This is a genomic window from Kordia sp., from assembly GCF_965283645.1.
Classification (GTDB): domain Bacteria; phylum Bacteroidota; class Bacteroidia; order Flavobacteriales; family Flavobacteriaceae; genus Kordia.
Map to the genome: position 1 here is coordinate 3372622 of NZ_CBDIPG010000001.1, position 17730 is coordinate 3390351.

18 protein-coding genes are annotated in these 17730 nt (G+C 33.6%); 12 read left to right on the forward strand and 6 right to left on the reverse strand.

Annotated elements, in window-relative coordinates:
* The first annotated feature begins 23 nt into the window (after nucleotides 1-23).
* Nucleotides 24-539 (forward strand): DinB family protein, encoded by a 516-nt coding sequence (locus tag ACQ654_RS14880; RefSeq protein ID WP_430411131.1) that lies wholly within the window; start codon nucleotides 24-26, stop codon nucleotides 537-539.
* Nucleotides 540-668: 129 nt separating this feature from the next.
* Here ACQ654_RS14880 and dinB read toward each other — a convergent pair whose 3' ends face one another.
* Nucleotides 669-1781 carry a DNA polymerase IV gene (gene dinB / locus ACQ654_RS14885; RefSeq protein WP_430411132.1) on the reverse strand — a complete coding sequence of 371 codons (1113 nt, stop codon included), beginning with the start codon at nucleotides 1779-1781 and terminating at the stop codon, nucleotides 669-671.
* 274 nt (nucleotides 1782-2055) lie between these two features.
* Between dinB and ACQ654_RS14890 the strand changes: the two genes are divergently transcribed.
* The 8 genes from ACQ654_RS14890 (at nucleotide 2056) to prfH (ending at nucleotide 9470) form a co-directional block, all read left to right on the forward strand.
* A complete protein-coding gene (locus ACQ654_RS14890; protein WP_430411133.1) occupies nucleotides 2056-2532 on the forward strand; it encodes a CYTH domain-containing protein in 477 nt (158 codons plus the stop codon).
* On the forward strand, nucleotides 2525-3013 hold the full coding sequence (locus ACQ654_RS14895; protein WP_430411134.1) for a YciI family protein: 489 nt from the start codon (nucleotides 2525-2527) through the stop codon (nucleotides 3011-3013). The genes ACQ654_RS14890 and ACQ654_RS14895 overlap by 8 nt, the downstream gene beginning before the upstream one ends.
* Nucleotides 3014-3055: 42 nt before the next feature.
* Nucleotides 3056-3634 carry a hypothetical protein gene (locus tag ACQ654_RS14900; RefSeq protein ID WP_430411135.1) on the forward strand — a complete coding sequence of 193 codons (579 nt, stop codon included), beginning with the start codon at nucleotides 3056-3058 and terminating at the stop codon, nucleotides 3632-3634.
* Between the two features lie 28 nt (nucleotides 3635-3662).
* Nucleotides 3663-4523 (forward strand): endonuclease/exonuclease/phosphatase family protein, encoded by an 861-nt coding sequence (locus ACQ654_RS14905; RefSeq protein WP_430411136.1) that lies wholly within the window; start codon nucleotides 3663-3665, stop codon nucleotides 4521-4523.
* A 775-nt stretch (nucleotides 4524-5298) separates the two neighbouring features.
* On the forward strand, nucleotides 5299-6606 hold the full coding sequence (locus ACQ654_RS14910) for a PcfJ domain-containing protein (RefSeq protein WP_430411137.1): 1308 nt from the start codon (nucleotides 5299-5301) through the stop codon (nucleotides 6604-6606).
* Nucleotides 6607-6616: 10 nt separating this feature from the next.
* Nucleotides 6617-8014 (forward strand): RtcB family protein, encoded by a 1398-nt coding sequence (locus ACQ654_RS14915; RefSeq protein ID WP_430411138.1) that lies wholly within the window; start codon nucleotides 6617-6619, stop codon nucleotides 8012-8014.
* A gap of 291 nt (nucleotides 8015-8305) precedes the next feature.
* Complete coding sequence (locus tag ACQ654_RS14920; RefSeq protein WP_430411139.1) at nucleotides 8306-8860, forward strand: tetratricopeptide repeat protein; 555 nt, start codon at nucleotides 8306-8308, stop codon at nucleotides 8858-8860.
* A 13-nt stretch (nucleotides 8861-8873) separates the two neighbouring features.
* Nucleotides 8874-9470: a peptide chain release factor H gene (gene prfH, locus ACQ654_RS14925; RefSeq protein ID WP_430411140.1), complete on the forward strand. Its 597-nt coding sequence runs from the start codon at nucleotides 8874-8876 to the stop codon at nucleotides 9468-9470.
* A 44-nt stretch (nucleotides 9471-9514) separates the two neighbouring features.
* Here prfH and ACQ654_RS14930 read toward each other — a convergent pair whose 3' ends face one another.
* Nucleotides 9515-9682, reverse strand: a complete 168-nt coding sequence (locus ACQ654_RS14930) for a hypothetical protein (protein ID WP_430411141.1) — start codon at nucleotides 9680-9682, stop codon at nucleotides 9515-9517.
* Between the two features lie 229 nt (nucleotides 9683-9911).
* Nucleotides 9912-11024 carry a TolB family protein gene (locus ACQ654_RS14935; RefSeq protein ID WP_430411142.1) on the reverse strand — a complete coding sequence of 371 codons (1113 nt, stop codon included), beginning with the start codon at nucleotides 11022-11024 and terminating at the stop codon, nucleotides 9912-9914.
* 44 nt (nucleotides 11025-11068) lie between these two features.
* Here ACQ654_RS14935 and ACQ654_RS14940 point away from each other — a divergent pair, with 44 nt between their 5' ends.
* The 3 genes from ACQ654_RS14940 to ACQ654_RS14950 all read left to right on the forward strand — a co-directional run bounded on the left by ACQ654_RS14940 (nucleotide 11069) and on the right by ACQ654_RS14950 (nucleotide 13073).
* Nucleotides 11069-12322, forward strand: coding sequence for a M28 family peptidase (locus ACQ654_RS14940; protein WP_430411143.1), 1254 nt, complete (start codon nucleotides 11069-11071; stop codon nucleotides 12320-12322).
* Between the two features lie 107 nt (nucleotides 12323-12429).
* On the forward strand, nucleotides 12430-12675 hold the full coding sequence (locus ACQ654_RS14945) for a hypothetical protein (protein WP_430411144.1): 246 nt from the start codon (nucleotides 12430-12432) through the stop codon (nucleotides 12673-12675).
* Nucleotides 12676-12878: 203 nt separating this feature from the next.
* Nucleotides 12879-13073: a hypothetical protein gene (locus tag ACQ654_RS14950; RefSeq protein WP_430411145.1), complete on the forward strand. Its 195-nt coding sequence runs from the start codon at nucleotides 12879-12881 to the stop codon at nucleotides 13071-13073.
* Between the two features lie 202 nt (nucleotides 13074-13275).
* Here ACQ654_RS14950 and ACQ654_RS14955 read toward each other — a convergent pair whose 3' ends face one another.
* The 3 genes from ACQ654_RS14955 to pbpC form a co-directional block, all read right to left on the reverse strand.
* Complete coding sequence (locus ACQ654_RS14955; protein WP_430411146.1) at nucleotides 13276-13515, reverse strand: hypothetical protein; 240 nt, start codon at nucleotides 13513-13515, stop codon at nucleotides 13276-13278.
* Nucleotides 13516-13591: 76 nt separating this feature from the next.
* Nucleotides 13592-15298 carry a helix-turn-helix domain-containing protein gene (locus ACQ654_RS14960; protein WP_430411147.1) on the reverse strand — a complete coding sequence of 569 codons (1707 nt, stop codon included), beginning with the start codon at nucleotides 15296-15298 and terminating at the stop codon, nucleotides 13592-13594.
* A gap of 77 nt (nucleotides 15299-15375) precedes the next feature.
* The gene (pbpC, locus tag ACQ654_RS14965) at nucleotides 15376-17730 is read right to left on the reverse strand and encodes a penicillin-binding protein 1C (RefSeq protein ID WP_430411148.1); all 2355 of its coding nucleotides are present in this window, start codon (nucleotides 17728-17730) and stop codon (nucleotides 15376-15378) included.

Below are 17730 nucleotides of genomic sequence, written 5' to 3' on the forward strand. Positions count from 1 at the left end.
AAATCATTTTAACGAAAACAGTTATGATCAATAACGAAATAAACTCTCATAAAGATTATAGTCCTCATTTAGGATATATAGTCTCAGAAATGATATCAATAAGAAATGAAACTTTTCGATTAGCTAAAGATTTATCTGTTAAATCTCTAGATTATAATTTTGATGATCAAAGTAATAGTATCGGTACTTTGCTTCTTCACATTGCCGCCTTAGAACTCAAATTTCAATTGGATTATTTTTTTGACAGATCTTTTTCTGAAAAAGAAATCAAAAAATTCGGAGGAGCCTTTCCTTTTAATATGGATGAAAGGCTTGTTGATAGTAATCCCTTAGAATATTATTTAGATACGTTGAAGGAAGTTAGAAGCAACACGCTAAATGAAATGAAAAAACTAAGTGATCAATGGTTAGAAAAAAAGATCGTCTTATCTAATCAACAGATTTTAGTGAATCATCACTACGAGCTTAGACACATTATTCATGATGAACTCTGTCATCAAGGTCAAATAAAATTGATCTTGAAGAGATTACCTCAGTAAATAAACAATCGAATATTAATTGTTTCTTTTTCTCGGAAAAGTGATATATTTTTTTGAATTTTTCAAGAACTATTACAAGGAAAATTCTTGGTATTTAAATCCTTACTAAAAGCGAATCGAATCTAAACATCAAAACTCAAACTTTAACTGTACAGAAATACTCTTTTTCTGTTCAGGTTTTTCTTTTTTCTTGTCTTTTTTGTCAGTGTTTAAATTGCTCAACGAAATTCCTAACAAGCGTACGGAATCTTTCAATTTTTCTTGATATAACAAATTTTTTACAGTTTCTAAAATCAAGCTTTTATCTGAAATAAAATAAGGAATTGTTTTGCTTCGTGTTTGTGTGGTAAAATCGCTGTACTTTATTTTTAACGTGACTGTTTTTCCAGAAATTGTATACTTTTTTAAGCGTCTTTCGAGTTCATTAGCAATATTTTCAAGCTTTTCCAGCATAAAAATTTCACTTGTCAAATTGTCTGAAAACGTACGTTCTGCGGCAACTGACTTTGCAATTCTATTTGGTTTTACTTCACTTAAGTGAATTCCTCTCACCACATTGTAATAGAAACTTCCCGATTTGCCAAAATGTTCCGTTAAGAAGTCAACATCTTTCGTTTTTAAATCTTTTCCAGTAAAAATTCCAAGTTGATACATGCGTTCAGCGGTCACTTTTCCAACACCGTAAAACTTCCGAATATCTAAAGCTTCCAAAAAGGTCAACACTTCCTCAGGCGGAACGGTTTTTTGTCCGTTTGGCTTGTTATAATCACTGGCAACTTTGGCAATAAACTTATTAATGGAAATTCCAGCGGAAGCTGTTAAACCCACATCTTTCAAAATTTTAGCTCTAATTTCCTCAGCAATCATTGACGCACTCGGATTTCCTTTTTTATTCTGCGTAACGTCCAAATACGCTTCGTCAAGTGACAACGGCTCTACCAAATCAGTATATTCATAAAAAATTGCGCGAACCTGCTTAGAAATTTCTTTATAACGATCAAATCGTGGTGGCACAAAAATTAAATCAGGACAACGTTTCCTAGCCAAAAAACCACTAATAGCACTTCGCACACCAAACTTTCGAGCTTCGTAACTTGCCGCACTTACAACACCGCGTTTCGATCCGCCGCCGACAGCCAATGGTTTCCCTTTCAATTCAGGATTATCTAACTGCTCCACAGACGCGTAAAAAGCGTCCATATCCACATGAATAATTTTTCGTAAAGGGAAATCGAAGTCCATATTCAAAATTATAATATCTTTAGCATAAAATAACGCGAGTTTAATATAAAAGTAAAATGTTTAGCGTTCTTTTTCCGAAGTGTAGTAACTATTTTTCGTTGAAAATTTTTAAAGCCTTGGAAAAAAATTAGAAAAATAATTACGATTTTAGCTTTTTCAGCTAAAAACATCTCTGGGAAAATTCCCTTTCTTTTGTTTCTTTGGGAAAGCAAAGAAAACGAAAATAACAAACTGAAAAAGTTATATCTAACAATACGTTAATCTATTAGTATTCATGCAAGAAATAGAACGAAAGTTTCTCGTAAACAGCGTACAATTTAAAGAAGAAGCCGTTAATTCCTTCGAAATAGCACAAGGTTTTCTGAATACGCACGCCGAACGTACGGTGCGAGTTCGTATCAAAGGTGAGGAAGGATTTTTAACCATCAAAGGAAAATCGAACGAAAGTGGCACAAGTCGTTTTGAATGGGAAAAAGCAATTTCTATCGCGGAAGCAAAACAATTATTAGCACTCTGTGAAGAAGGAATCATTGAAAAAATTAGATACAATATTCCAAAGGGAAATCATGTATTTGAAGTAGATGAATTTTTTGGTGAAAACGAAGGGTTAATTGTTGCGGAAGTAGAATTACAGCATGAAAACGAAGTATTTGAAACACCAACGTGGCTTGCTAAAGAAGTTACAGGCCAAACGAAATATTACAACTCTCAACTCAGTAAAAAACCTTATAAAACCTGGCATCATGAATAAATATATCTGTATATTTTTTATTGCAATCTTTTGTTTTTCATGCAATCAGACACAAGAAAACACACAAGACAAGGAAACTACAACTATAAAAAAACCAACGCTACAAGTTAAAAGAGAATTAGTAGCCAAAGGCTTCAAAATTATTGATTATGTAGATCAAAACACAAAGGACACGGTGTTAATGCAACAATACTTTATGGCTTTCTTGAAAAAAGGAAAAAACCGTACACAACCAAAACATGTAGCAGATAGTTTGCAACGTTTGCATTTGGATCATTTAGGAAAAATGTATAATCTTGGATACGCGGATATTTCAGGACCTTTCGGCGATTTGGGCGATATTAGAGGCGTTACAATTTACAATGTGCCAACAATTGAAATGGCAGACAGCTTGGCAAATTCTGATCCGATGGTAAAAGCTGGCCGATTGGAAATTGAAATCCATCCTTGGTGGGCGGCAAAAGGATTTCCGTTGCGTTAGATGTCGTTCGTAAATAGTATCAATAATTCTAAAAAATAAATATTGAACCTAAAAAGTCAAATCAGTCTATTTGAGCAGAAATTAAAACGGCACAAAATTAATTTCACAAAACAAGACGAGCGTATTATTATAAAAAAAGCGAGTATTGATGTGCAACAATTACTTATATACTTCACAATTCCGTTAATTTTAGGTGTTGGTATTACAATAGGAATTTTGTTATTTATCATTTTCTATGGCATATATCTTCCTAAAATTCGAATAGTGTATGGATTGGCTTTTCTAAGTGGTTTCGCATTAATTGGTTTTGCGTATGCTAGCTTGCATCGTATTCGAAAAAAGAAAAAAGAAAATCATGCTTCAAAAATTCTTTTCAATAGAAAATTAACAATCGAAACCAAAACAAAGGAGACAACCTATAACGCTGAAAATGTAGCAACCATAAAAAATACTATTAAAATTCATGGAGACAATATTTTAACGGGAACTGTCTTTTTGATAGATAAAGAAGGAAATAAAATTACGATCATAAGCATAGAAGGATTTAAAAGTAATCACTTACGAGACGATTTGGTATGGTTTGAAAATTTCTTTAAAAACTACTTAGAATTAACATCATAACTGCTTGAAAATTAAAATTTTATTATACATGAAAAAACTGTTGCAATTGCTGTTGCTTATTGCAATTGTAATTCACTTTACACTCAAAGATACCTTCTACATATCGTCGTTACTATTTTATGCAACACCGCTTCCGTTACTTGTCCTCGGATTGTTGTTTATGCTACTATTTATAAAGGCTTCCGCCAGAAAGTACTATGTAATACTAATTGTTGTTTTGTCTATAATTTGGGTAAAAAATAGTTACCTATACACATCAAAAGTTGAAACATCAAATGCGCTTGAAATTGTATTATGGAACGCCTATCGAATACAAAATTTTGAAGAAGCATTTCAAGAAAACAAAACGATTCCGGATGTAATGGTTTTAATTGAAAGTGACATTGACAAATTTGAAAAAGCTAAAAAAGCGTTCCCAAATTACCATTTCTATTTTAATGATCATGCAATTGGAATTTTCTCAAAAACACCATTAAAAATTTATTCGAGTGCGACAAAAGAACATGTAACGATGGTTCATTTTAACACAAATGAGATCGATTTTTATGCAGTTGATGTCTACGCAAATGTGAAATTTTTTAGAAAACCAATGCTGAAAAATATCCTTTCCAGAATAAAAATGGATGACAAAACCATCATTTTAGGTGATTTTAACACGCCATATGAGTCGTTATTTTTTAAAAATTTCAAAAAAAAATATAAGCATGCATTTACCGAAAAAGGAAACGGATTTCGGGAAACTTGGTTTTGGAATATTCCGTTGCTCTCGTTAGATCATATCTGGGTTTCTCCAGATTTAGAAATTCTAAAAACGGAAAAAATTGCAACATGGAAATCGGATCATTCTATGTTGAAAATGTACCTGAAAAATGACGTTGAGAAAAAATAAATTTGGAAATTAGAATAATGATCTTCTATATTTGCAACCATCAAAACGAAACAAAAAAACAAGTATTAACAAAAAAATATAAAGTGCAAAACGTAAAACTTACATATCGAAATGGTGCCGGAAATATTCCGACATACGACTTGGGTTTTACCAGTTGTATCTTTACATAACATAGATATCACATAAAACAAACCCGAGTCCATAAAAGGCTCGGGTTTTTTTATGCATTATTTTCAACATATGATCAAAACAGGACAAAAACATATTGTAACAACACTTGGGAATACCAAGCTATTGTTCGGATTAGAACCAAATTATTCTTTGGAATAAAGAATATATATACAGCAGTATAAAAGCTCGGTTCTACCTAAGAATCGGGCTTTTTTAGTGAAACTCAGTTTTGAGAAGCCTGAAAGGCGCACACAAAACTGTAAGTTGAACTAATCCCAATGAAAATTGGGATCTGTTGAAAATTTAAGAAAAGGTAAATAAATATATAGTTTTCAATTCCAGAGGATAGTTTTGAGAAGCCTGAAAAGATGTAAAAAATTAGAATTAGAAAATAACAACACAACACAACAAAACCTAGAAATCGTGTAGCAATACAAAAAGAAGAAAGATGAATTTAATCAAACAAATGGAACGACTGTAAACTCGGGAGTGTGTTTTCAGTACCAAAAAAAGAATTTTTTAACGCATTAAAAAAAATAGAAATGCAACAACAAACACAAGTATTGAAAATTTTTACTGAAAATAACATTCAACAGCGACAGTCATGGAAACATCACACATACACAAAAAACACAAGTCGAAGTCCAGAAGATTAAAGGAAAAGCTTGAAGCGAAAGCCAAAGAAGTAGCAATACAAAAAAGCTTAAAAGCACATAATAAAGCTAAAAAATTATTGTTTCCAAAAATGGTGGAAACGATATATGAAGGCAAAAAACAGCTACATTTTGAGTTCAATACATTAGCATACACTTTAGACGATCTGTTTAGGTCATTAAACAAAAAAAGACAATCAAGAAGACGTACGGCATTCAAGGAAATCTTAGACCATTTATACAAACAACGTTGTACAAAACTATTGCGAAATCATGAATATTTACATGCAATTTATAACATTGTTTGGTTCTGTTCATCCTACGTAAGAGATATAAAAACTTGGAAACGAAACAGTCATAATCCGGACAAACAACTCAAGGATTTGGCGCGACATTGCTTTGCAAAATACGACGTTCCAGCATTTATGTTCGAAGCGTGGTCAGACAGCAATCGTAAATACATGATGTGGTTTATAGATTTAGGATGCGGTTTAAGTGTCAAAAATCTTTCAAAAGTTCCTGTTCGATTAACAAAAAAAGGTGCGCATTATTTTTTACAAGCTCCAGCAAATTACACTATTGAAATGGCATTGCGTAGGGCACAAGCATTAGCTTTTGGAACAGATGAAATCGTAGCAGATCGTATTGCATGTTCAGCGTTGAGTAGAAACAACTTTGCCAATGAAGGATTTTGGGAAACTGTAATTCAGTTTTTTATGAGACAGAGCATGTTAGATTTTAATAAAATGGGCGAAATCATAGATTATTTAACCTTTAGCATTCAACAAGATCGCGAATACACTATCAAAGGAAGAACCATTACTTCGCTTACACGACAATCAGACGAATGGCATGTAGCACAAGCAATTCATGAAGTAAATACAAGAGAATTGTATACGTGGGAACCTTCTATAAGCAGTTCATTAATTGCAAAAACGAAGGAAAAAACAAATGTCAAACGCTATCGCTTATTCGAACTCTGTTCTTCAAAAGAATTGATTGCTGAAGGTAGAAAAATGAATCACTGTGTGGCTTCATATGCACGTTCATGCTGTGTAAAAGTAACAAGTATTTTCACATTACGATGCGCAAGCTTCTTAAAAACAGAAGAAACCTTAGCAACGATTGAAGTGGATTTACGATCAAAAACTATAGTGCAAGCAAAAGCACGATATAACAAGCCAATTTCGGCAGTAGCCAAAAAAATCATGAAAGATTGGGCAACGCACCACGATTTAAACATCGGGAAATGGCTTTAAAATGTAAGTTATGGCAAAATTAAAATTACGAGGGAAAGACCTCATCGCAATAGGATACCCGCAAAAGGGAAAAGTAATTAGTATCGCAATTGATGCGATGTTGAAACATTACAAACGCGAACGAAAAGACAAAGTAGTACAGCGTTTACAAACGGTACTTAAGAATCCTGAAAAATATTTAGGAGATGGAATTTTTGGTAAAATCGCCGAAGAATTGACAACTCCTGTACATATTGAAGCAAAACAATTAGAAACGAAACGAGCGCCGTTTACCATATTTGGCGAAAACGGAATTCAAGAAGAAGCAAAACATCAACTATACACAGCGTTAAAATTACCTGTGGCAAAAGCAGGCGCATTAATGCCTGACGGGCATGCAGGTTATGGCTTGCCAATTGGCGGTGTATTGGCAACAAAAGATTCCGTAATTCCGTATGGAGTTGGTGTCGATATCGGTTGCAGAATGTGTTTGTCTATCTATGATATTCCAGCTTCGTACTTGGATGGTCACAAAGATAAATATGTGAATATGTTGCAAGAACACACCAAATTTGGTGGATATGAAACACACAAACGTATCAATGATCATGAAATTTTTGAACGAACGGAATTTAAAGATATTCCAACGGTGAAAAAATTATTTAAAAAGGCGTATCGACAATTAGGATCTTCAGGTGGTGGAAATCATTTTGTAGAATTTGGAATTGTAGACGTTTCGGATGTAAATAACGAATTCAATGTTCCTATCGGGAAGTATTTAGGAGTGCTGTCACATAGTGGATCGCGTGGTTTAGGTGCCAATATTGCAAAACATTATACAAAATTAGCAATACAACAAACACCATTACCAGGAGAAGCGAAAAACCTAGCGTGGCTCGATTTGAATACACACGATGGACAAGAATATTGGTTGGCAATGAATTTAGCAGGCGATTACGCCTCGGCGTGTCACCACGATATTCATAAGCGTTTAGGGAAAGCGTTAGGTGCAAGACCGCTAGCAATGGTTGAAAATCATCACAATTTCGCTTGGAAAGAAATCGTAAATGGAGAAGAATTAATTGTACATCGAAAAGGTGCTACACCAGCACAAAAGGGCGTATTAGGAATTATTCCAGGATCGATGACAGCGCCAGGATTCATCGTTCGTGGAACGGGAAATGTGCATTCGTTGCAATCGGCTTCGCATGGTGCAGGACGTCAATTATCAAGACGAAAAGCAAAGCAAACTATCACGCAAAGTGATATTAAAAAGCAATTAAAAGATCACGGAGTCACCTTGATTGGTGGTGGAATTGACGAAGCGCCAATGGCATACAAAAACATTCATCATGTCATGGCAAACCAAACCGAATTGGTAGAAGTTGTCGGAAGTTTTACACCAAAAATTGTTCGCATGGATAAATAGAATTATTTGTCATTCCTGCGTAGGCAGGAATCCATCAAAAGAGCTCAGACAGATCGTTCAATCTTTAATGCAAAAATGGGAATACTTCTATATAGCGTTAGAAGCAGAGTTGCGTCTTCACTAAAATACTAGGGAAACTAAGGTTCTCAAGGTTTCTCTAGTATTTAAAAAAAGACACAAAAAATAAAATAATAAACGTCATTACGAGAATTTTGAGAAAAATTCGCAACAATCTGTTACTGAGTAAAAGATTATTTCGTTGCACTTGTAATGACTAAACAAGAAAACAAAATGGCAACATATACAAACGATATATTATTCATTCAGGCATTAGACAGCTATTCGTATGATTTGGAACAATGTGTAGAAAAGTTACAATATGTTCTTGGAGGAAACGATCATGCTGGAGCCAATAATTTAATGGGAAGAATTTATCATGAGCAATTACACGATTATAAAAATGCGCGCGAATATTATCATCGTGCATTATGTATTGATCATGAATACGTAGAAACCTATTACTATTATCCGTTCTTATTAATTGATATCTGTGATTATAAGGAAGCATTGCACGTTTTAGAAGTTGGATTTACATTGCCACAAACAGACAAAGCACGTTTGAATTATGTAAAAGCAATTCTTTTGGAAAAGCAAGAGCAATTTAAAGACGCCAAAAAATGGTTAAAGAAATCAAAACAGTTAGCATTGAACGGCGAGCATAGATATTTTATCGACAATCAATTACATCGTGTAAACGAAAAATTGAAAGAAGAGAAAAAGGCAATTAAAAAGAAAAAAGTAAAAAAAATCAGAACTAACCTCACATTCAATACGATGTTAGACTAAAAAAATAGAAATTATGGACAATCAATTTTGGGTGCAGATTTCCTCAGGTTCAGGTCCTGAAGAATGTTGCCTCGCCGTAAAAAACTTAACGGAAAAGTTGACACGATTGCCAAACTATACATGCAATGTCATCGAATTAGTAGCTACAAAATACCAAAACTACACATCAGTTTGGTTGCGAGTTATTGGTGATGCTGGCGATTTTAAAAACAATTGGCAAGGAAGTATTCAATTTATTTTCAGAAGCCCGTATCGTGTACATCACCAACGTAAAAACTGGTTTGTAAACGTAGCAGTATATGCCGAACCGAAACACGTTTCTTGGTCTCCAAAAGAAATTCAAGTAAAAACGACACGAAGTTCAGGCGCAGGTGGACAGCATGTAAATAAAGTAGAAACGGCAGTAAGTATTACACATATTCCAACAGGAATTGTGGTACAAGCAAGTGAAGAACGCTCGCAATTTTTAAACAAAAAACTGGCATTGGCACGGCTGGATATTGCTATAAAGGCTCAAAATCAAAAAGAGCAAAAAGTGATACAACAACAAAAGTGGATGCAACACAAACAGTTGCAACGCGGAAATCCTGTGCAAGTTTTTAAAAAGTAAAACTATCTGGAAGGAGACCTTCTCGTTTCCTTCCAGATACATTCTTAACGTTGTTGTGGTTGCGTAAAACAAATGTCTTCTCCAACATGAATTTTAGTTACACATAGCACAGAAATTATAGATGTAGTTGTCAATCCACCTTTTACTTCGTGAGCGTTTAATACAGAAATTGAACGCTTTTTTAACTGCATTTTTTTAACACTTTTTTTCATAATCTTATAATTTAATGAGTTTTGATTAGTTCTTGAACCTTTATCGCTAGTCAAGATTCTAGCCACTTGCAACATACAAGCAACTCAAAGAAATAATAAAAGTGTAAGAAATCAAAAGAGTGTTTCTCTTGATTTATAAATTATGATATAGTAAACGTCACTCTTATGTAAATAGAGCAAACTATAAATTATTTAATCTTTTAATTTTTGAATTATTCAATCAAAAAAACTACTCTTGCCATTCTGCAATAAACAAATTGGTATCACGTCCGCCACCATTATTTCGGTTTGAAGAAAATGCTAATTTTTTTCCATCATTTGAAAATACAGGAAACGCATCAAATGTTTCTCCATGTGTAATTCGTTCTAAACCAGTTCCATCAATATTAATCATATATAAATTGAATGGAAATCCACGTTCACTTTCATGATTGGAAGAGAAAATGATTTTTTCTCCAGAAGGATGAAAAAACGGACTCCAATTGGCGTTTCCTAAATCTGTTAACTGACGTAAATCGCTTCCGTCCGCGTTGCAAATGTATAACTCCATTTGTGTTGGTTGTACCAAACCTTCTGCCAATAAATCTTTGTATTCTTTAATTTCTTCCTTTGTTCTTGGACGAGATGAACGGAAGATCAATTTTGTTCCGTCGGGTGAGAAAAAAGCACCACCATCATAACCCAATTCGTTTGTAATTTGCTTTACATCCGAACCATCAATATTCATGGTATACAATTCTAAATCGCCACTACGTGTTGAGGTAAATACAATTTTATCACCTTTCGGAGAAACTGTTGGTTCTGCATCATATCCTTTTTCGTTTGTCAATTGCTTTACAATATTTCCGTCCAAATCTGCTACAAAAATGTCAAACGAATCGTAAACTGGCCAAATATATTTTCCGTTTTTACGCAACGGAACTTCCGGACAGTTATCATCTACCAAATGTGTAGACGAATAAATAATATGTTTGTTATCAGGTAAAAAATAGGAACAGGTTGTACGTCCTTTTCCTGTACTTATCATTGGTGGAATATTGTCTTTAAACGTTTCATCAATATTCATTAAAAACATTTGATCACAGGAAACATTCCATTTTGTATTATTCGATTGAAAAATTAATTGCTTGTCATCAAAACTCCAATACGCTTCTGCATTATCACCGCCAAACGTAACTTGACGCATGTTTTTGAAATATTTTTCTTCAGGATAAATTAAAGGATTATCAGAAGCCGCTGTTACTTCTTTTTTAGGTTCAGGAGTAGTAGTCGTTTTTTCTTTTGGGTTTACTTTACATGAAAAAACAGTACAAAGTATGATTAAAACAAAAATACGTGTCATTGAGTGGTAATATTTTGATAATTTTACACAAAAATAACTTTCTTATGCGCAACAAACCATTATTTGGAATTCTTTTTTTAGTGTTGTTATCTTCTTGTAAAACAGAACGTACTATAGAAAATAGAATCAAAGAAGATATTGAAGTCTTAGCAGATGATAAATTAAAAGGAAGATCTACAGGAACGGAAGGTGAAATTTTGGCGGCATCACATATTGCAAATCGATTTAAAGATTTAGGAATAGCACCCAAAGGAACAAACGAGTATATTCAGACATTTACATTTACACCAAAAACAGATCCACATGCGGAAATTCAGTATGGTGAAAATGATAGTAAAAAAAGTTTAACAGGAAGAAATGTAGTAGGTTTTATAGATAACAATGCCGAAAATACAATTGTTATTGGCGCACATTATGATCATTTAGGAATGGGTGACGAAGGTTCATTACACAGAGGTGAACCAATGGTACACAATGGTGCAGATGACAACGCAAGTGGCGTTGCTGTAATGTTATATTTGGCTGATAAATTATTGGAAGGAAATACAAATAACAACTACTTATTTATTGCTTTTTCGGGAGAAGAAATGGGCTTATTAGGTTCTAATTACTTTGTGAAAAATCCAACAATCGATATTACAAAAGTAAATTACATGATTAATATGGACATGGTTGGTCGCTTAAAGAAAAACAAAACTTTAGCCATTTACGGAATAGGAACATCACCAATTTGGCAAGAAACCATTGAAAAAGCAAACAGCAAGCATACATTTGATTTAAAGACAAATACTTCAGGTGTTGGACCATCGGATCATACATCTTTTTACTTACAAGATATTCCTGTGTTGCATCTATTTACAGGACAGCATGTAGACTATCATAAACCTACAGACGATTTTGAAAAGTTGAATTATGATGGAATGCTTCAAATTTCGAATTATATTTTCAGAATTATAGCTGCAGTAAATTCACAAGGAAAAATCGCGTTTACAAAAACTGTAAACGAATCTGATGATGTTCCACGATTTAAAGTCACATTAGGTGTCATTCCTGATTATTTATTTGATGGAAAAGGCATGCGAATTGATGGTATTAGTGAAAATCGTCCAGCACAAAAGGCAGGATTACAAAAGGGTGACATTGTCATTCAATTAGGAGAACATGAAGTAACTGATATGAAAAGTTACATGCGTGCTTTATCAAAATTTGAAAACGGAAATAAAACGACCGTAAAAGTGAATAGAAATGGTAAAACGGTAGAAGCTGAGGTTACATTTTTTGATAATAAGAAAAAATAAACAACAACTAAAAAGAGTGTTAAAGCCTACTTTTTTTACCGCAAAAGGCTACATTGTATTTTTTCGTTTTTAGTATATTGGTTTATAAACCAAAATTTTACTAAATCATGAAAAGAAAAATTCTAAAAGTACAAGGAGCTATTGAGCTTACAAAAAAAGAACAAACACACATCAATGGAGCTGGCCCTATTGCCCTATGTGATATGTATGGCAACTGTCCTCCAGGATCAACGTGTATAGGAGATGTTTGCTATACAAATGACGATGGCGGAGGAAACCCAGGTGGTGGTTGCAATGAACCAAAACGAGTTTGTCAACCATGGGAAACAGGCTGTGGCTGTGTATATTTTTAAAATAAAGAAGAAAGAGGTTGTTCATCAACCTCTTTTTTTTGCACTAAAACTTTCAAAACACACACTTTATTTTTAGTAAAATGTAGGCGTGATAATTTATAAATAGTGGCATTATCAATTTATAAATGGCCACGAATCTTCCTTTTTTTTAACGCTAACATGCTTTTAATTAGCTTCATAATTAATCTTAAAATCAAAGAATTATGAAAAAAAAGGAAACAAGAAGTTTGTCTTTAAACAAAAAATCTATTTCAAATTTAGAAGATCAAATTAAAGGAAAAGGCGATTATTCGCAGCATACATGTTTTGCACATTCATGCATTGATTGTCAATCATCTGTATGTACTATGGGAAATCATCCAGAATGTCAGATTATTACATGTAGTAATAAAAAGTAGTAAGAATTGATAACTTTTAATTATTCAAGCAAAACATATAAAAAAAGAGGTTGTCTAAAAAGCTACTAATACTATTAGTACGAGGAATATTTAATTTCGAAGCAATCAGTTAATCAATGACTTCTATTTTTACAGATAGCTTCATTTGATTTGTAATGATGACTTTTTAGACAACCTCCATCTTATTCGTATATTTTAATCACTATAAAGAAGTAGTATCAGATCCTACTGGGTCTGACGTAAGTTCACTTGCAGAAGATGTAAGTGTGCATGGCATTGTGCCTCCAGTTGCACAATCATCTGTTACACAGTCAGTCGCTGTTGGTTGAGCACATTCTAAAATAGCTACAGAAGTTCTGTTAGGAGTAGCTAAGCCACCTCTAATAGTTTGAAGATTGGCTAGTTTAGCGATGCTAATTTTATTTAATGCAAAACGTTTCATAATTTCTGGGTTTTAATTAATATTACATCAAAGATTATACTTTTTTGACGGAAAGAAAGAAGGTGATGGAGACAATTTATGAATTATCACTACTATTTTTATCCTCTAAATCCAACTCTTTAATGTAGGAAGTAGGATCCATTCCAGTAGTGCTTTTAAAGACTTTTGAAAAGGTTTCTCTACGCTTATATCCAAATTCATTAGCAATTGCTTTCATAGAATACAGCCTAATTTTCCGATCATTTTTTAAAGCTACCAAAGCTGTATTAATTCGTAATTCGTTTAAATAAGCAGTAAACTTTTTTCCTTTATAGGTGTTAATTACATGCGAAAGATACGCGGTATTTGTCTTTAACTTTTTTGCTACATATGCCAATGTGCAATCAACATGTAAAAACTGTTGTTTTGTTTCAAATTTTTCTAAGTCTTTCAATATTTGTTCAACACCTTCATCATTAATTGCTAAATCTGTTTTGTGCGTACTTAATTTTGGTTTCTTTTTATTTGATTCTAGTTCTTTAATTTGAATCATCAATGTATTGAAACGTTTTTTGTGTACTTTTTTATTTCGTTTATATAATATCCAAAAGAAAATAGCACAAGCAACCAAAATGCCCGAAATCACATATAAATAATTTACTGTTTTTTTCTGTTGTAAGTTTTTGTCATTTGCAACCTTAAGTTTCTTTTCGAGTTGAGAAATATCATGATCTTTTATGTTGTGATAAATAAGTGTATTTGTACTATTATTTTGTTGGTTTAATTGTTTGAATAGCTTAAAATTAATAGTTGCACTTTTCACTTTTCCCTGTTCAAAATAGAGTGTAGCTAATTGATAATATACTTCTTCCAATTCTTGAAATGAAAAATTCTCCTGAGTAGCTAATTTTTTAATCTTTTCATATTGTATAATTGCTTTGTCATACATTTTTAAAGCATTATAATTTCTTGCTTGGTATAGATAAGAAGTTCTAAACTTTGTAGGTTGTCCTATATTTTTAATAATAGTATCAATAGCAATTGCCATGTTAAGGCTTTGTTGGTATTGCTTTTTTTGAAAATATATTATTATTTCTATCAACAATAAATCGGTATGAAGTGAAGGATACTTTTCCAATGATGTTTTTTGTAATCCTTGCTTCATATACACATACGCCGAATCGGGTTTTTGCATACGTAAAAAGGTATCAGCTATTCCTGAATAATTAATAATTTTTGCCCGATCTTGACTTTCAGAAGGCAACAAGCTTACTTTTTGTAGATTTTGTTTAAATGATTCCAACGCGCCTTCGTAATCACCAATTTGTTTTTTAACCAAACCAATATTGTGTGACATTGTTAAAATGTCTCTTAAATTTCCACGTTCTTCTGCGAGCAATTTTGCTTTCAAATAAAAATCAATAGTTTTTGTATAATCGCCTTTTGCTAAGTATATATTTCCTTTTAACACATCGTTTTGAAACACTAATGTTTTAGTGGTTAATTCCTCCGCCATTATACTTGAAGCTTCTGAAAAACCCAGTGCTTCCTCTAGTTTTCCTAAAGCGTTGTAGATATATCCTTTCCGATACAAGGCTTTTGCAATACGTTGTTTGTCAGTTCCATTTTGGGCAACAATGTATAAGGCATCCACATATTTTTTTGCCTTTACAGGAATTGTGTACGAAGCTAAAAACTGCTTTTCTAATTCTTCAAAAGATTTTGTCGTTAACGAGTCTGTTTGCGCAAGCATAGCATTGCAACTAACCAATAGGAAACAGGTTATGAAAAAAGGCAATTTCATATGTGATGAGGTATTATGTTTTGGGGGAATTCTACAAAGTATGAAAATACTAAATTCTATCCCGAATACGAACAAAATTACTCTTGAATTTCAACAGTTCGTGTGGCTTCGTTGCCAAATTCGTCTACAACCGTAATTTTATGAATTCCTTTTTGTGGTAGTATTTCCATTTCGTGTATGGTTTGCGTAGTACCAATAAAAGCTTCATCTACATACCAAAACACTTTTGTTTCAGGCATTGAATGTGCCAATCGTAAGACTAACGGATTTTTTTCACCGTCAAAATCTTTCGGAAGAAACACTTTTACAGCTTCCGCTGGATAGATAAAATCCATACTTTTTTGTCCTTCCGCAGTACAATCGTTTCGAAATGGCGGCAAGGTTTTATACAACGGATTTTTACTTTGATAATAATATTCCATTAATGGTGGCAACACAAACCAGCTTTTGTGTGTCATTTGACTCAATGGCTGACAGGACGAGTTTACCTGAAAACGCTCGTCTTTATCTACATGAACCCAAATGTGATACGGACATGGTTTCGTTTTTAATCCGCTTCTTGGAATAAATTGAAGTTCCGTTTCTTCACATAATTCTGAAGCTCTGTAGCCACTTTTTGTACAGATGGAAACTTCTTCCAATTCATCATACGGAACATCAAACCAATCACTTTTGGGCAATATGCTAAACACATCAAACAAAATTGGTGCCGCTGTTGTTGTTCCAATTAATCCTGGACGACCTTCGCCATCGGCATTTCCAACCCAAACTCCCACAATATAATCTTTGGTAGAACCAATTGCCCACGCATCTCTAAAACCAAAACTGGTTCCTGTTTTCCAAGCAATTTCTTTACTCGAATCGAAGAATTCCCAGTTTTCTTCACCTTCTGGTCGGTTCACTTCTTTTAAGGAATCATATGTTAGATAAATAGATCCTGCATCAAAAATTGTTTTTTCTGTCGTAAGACTTCCAAAATCTACGTTTTCATCTAATAAAAATGAAGGTTCGCAAAATTCATTTGTGTAATATTGACTAGAGTTATCTCCAAAATGATTCAGCGTAGAAGAGAAAGCCGCATAGGTTTTGCATAAATCCCATAAGTTACTTTCTGCACCGCCAAGTATTAATGAAAGTCCATAATGATCGGCATTATACGATATATCTTTTAGTTGTAATTGTTTGAGGTGATAATGAAATCTGTCCAACCCAAATTGTTGCAACATTCGTACTGCCGGAACATTTAACGAACGCGCCAACGCTCGTTTTGCTGTCACAGCGCCATCGTAGGATTCGTTAAAGTTTTTCGGATTGTAATTCCCAATTTTCGTAGGAACATCAATTACTAATGTGTTTGGTAATAAATCGCCTGCATCTAAAATTGCGGTGTACAGAAACGGTTTCATAATGCTTCCTGTACTTCTAGGTTTATGAATAACATTTACATCTTTTTGATGTGCATTATCGGTTGGTGTGTTTCCAACATACGCCAATACTTTACGTGTTTTTACATCTAAAACCAAAACAGCCGCATTATACACTTGATTCTGTTTTAGTTCCTTGTAATGTTTGGCAACAATGGCGTTTGCTTCTTGTTGTATGTACGATGCTACAGAAGTTTGTACACGTTTTCCTTTGTGTGTTTCGGTTATTTTATTGAGCAAATGTTTGGCAGTTTGCGGTAATGCGTACGGTTTTTGCGGAAGTGGTTCTTCAATTGCCAACTCGTAGGTAAGTTGATCTATAATTTCTTGATCGTGTAATTTTTTGAGTAACCGATTTCGTTTTTCTTTTAATCGTGCTTGATTTTTCCCAGGGAATATTAAACTTGGTGCATTTGGCAACACGGCTAACGTAGCATTTTCTGCCCACGAAAGTTCTTGTGGTCTTCTTCCAAAATAACGCCAAGAAGCAGCGTCTAATCCGACAACATTTCCGCCGAAAGGCGCATGCGAAGCATAAAATTTTAAAATATCGTCTTTAGAATATCTAAATTCTAAACGTGTGGCAAGAACAAGTTCTTTTAGTTTTTCAAGATAGGTGCGTCTTTGTCCTTTTCTAGACAATCGAATTACTTGTTGTGTGAGTGTACTTCCGCCACGTTTTACACTGCCTGATTCTATATTTTGCCATAACGCTTTCGCGATGGAGATTGGGTTGAATCCAGGATGGTTGTAAAAGTATTCATCCTCAAACTGAACGATGCAAATTTTGAATTTCTCGGGAACGGAATCTAATTGTGGAAAACGCCATTGACCGTCATCGGCAATTTTCGCGCCAAGCAAAACACCTTCATTACTTTCAATTACCGTTGAAGTTGGTACGTTGAATAGTGTTTTTGGCAAACAAAAATAGTACGCTATTACTAAAATAACCAGAATAATAGTTTTGATTTTGTGTTGTTTAATCTTCTGTATTATGCTGGTTATCAT

Excerpts from the sequence above, each read along its gene's own strand:
- ACQ654_RS14880 (WP_430411131.1), top strand. The coding sequence starts at position 24 with ATGATCAATAACGAAATAAACTCTCATAAAGATTATAGTCCTCATTTA.
- dinB (WP_430411132.1), bottom strand. The coding sequence starts at position 1,781 with ATGGACTTCGATTTCCCTTTACGAAAAATTATTCATGTGGATATGGAC.
- ACQ654_RS14890 (WP_430411133.1), top strand. The coding sequence starts at position 2,056 with ATGCAAGAAATAGAACGAAAGTTTCTCGTAAACAGCGTACAATTTAAA.
- ACQ654_RS14895 (WP_430411134.1), top strand. The coding sequence starts at position 2,525 with ATGAATAAATATATCTGTATATTTTTTATTGCAATCTTTTGTTTTTCA.
- ACQ654_RS14905 (WP_430411136.1), top strand. The coding sequence starts at position 3,663 with ATGAAAAAACTGTTGCAATTGCTGTTGCTTATTGCAATTGTAATTCAC.
- ACQ654_RS14910 (WP_430411137.1), top strand. The coding sequence starts at position 5,299 with ATGGAAACATCACACATACACAAAAAACACAAGTCGAAGTCCAGAAGA.
- ACQ654_RS14915 (WP_430411138.1), top strand. The coding sequence starts at position 6,617 with ATGGCAAAATTAAAATTACGAGGGAAAGACCTCATCGCAATAGGATAC.
- ACQ654_RS14920 (WP_430411139.1), top strand. The coding sequence starts at position 8,306 with ATGGCAACATATACAAACGATATATTATTCATTCAGGCATTAGACAGC.
- prfH (WP_430411140.1), top strand. The coding sequence starts at position 8,874 with ATGGACAATCAATTTTGGGTGCAGATTTCCTCAGGTTCAGGTCCTGAA.
- ACQ654_RS14930 (WP_430411141.1), bottom strand. The coding sequence starts at position 9,682 with ATGAAAAAAAGTGTTAAAAAAATGCAGTTAAAAAAGCGTTCAATTTCT.
- ACQ654_RS14935 (WP_430411142.1), bottom strand. The coding sequence starts at position 11,024 with ATGACACGTATTTTTGTTTTAATCATACTTTGTACTGTTTTTTCATGT.
- ACQ654_RS14940 (WP_430411143.1), top strand. The coding sequence starts at position 11,069 with ATGCGCAACAAACCATTATTTGGAATTCTTTTTTTAGTGTTGTTATCT.
- ACQ654_RS14945 (WP_430411144.1), top strand. The coding sequence starts at position 12,430 with ATGAAAAGAAAAATTCTAAAAGTACAAGGAGCTATTGAGCTTACAAAA.
- ACQ654_RS14950 (WP_430411145.1), top strand. The coding sequence starts at position 12,879 with ATGAAAAAAAAGGAAACAAGAAGTTTGTCTTTAAACAAAAAATCTATT.
- ACQ654_RS14955 (WP_430411146.1), bottom strand. The coding sequence starts at position 13,515 with ATGAAACGTTTTGCATTAAATAAAATTAGCATCGCTAAACTAGCCAAT.
- ACQ654_RS14960 (WP_430411147.1), bottom strand. The coding sequence starts at position 15,298 with ATGAAATTGCCTTTTTTCATAACCTGTTTCCTATTGGTTAGTTGCAAT.
- pbpC (WP_430411148.1), bottom strand. The coding sequence starts at position 17,730 with ATGATAACCAGCATAATACAGAAGATTAAACAACACAAAATCAAAACT.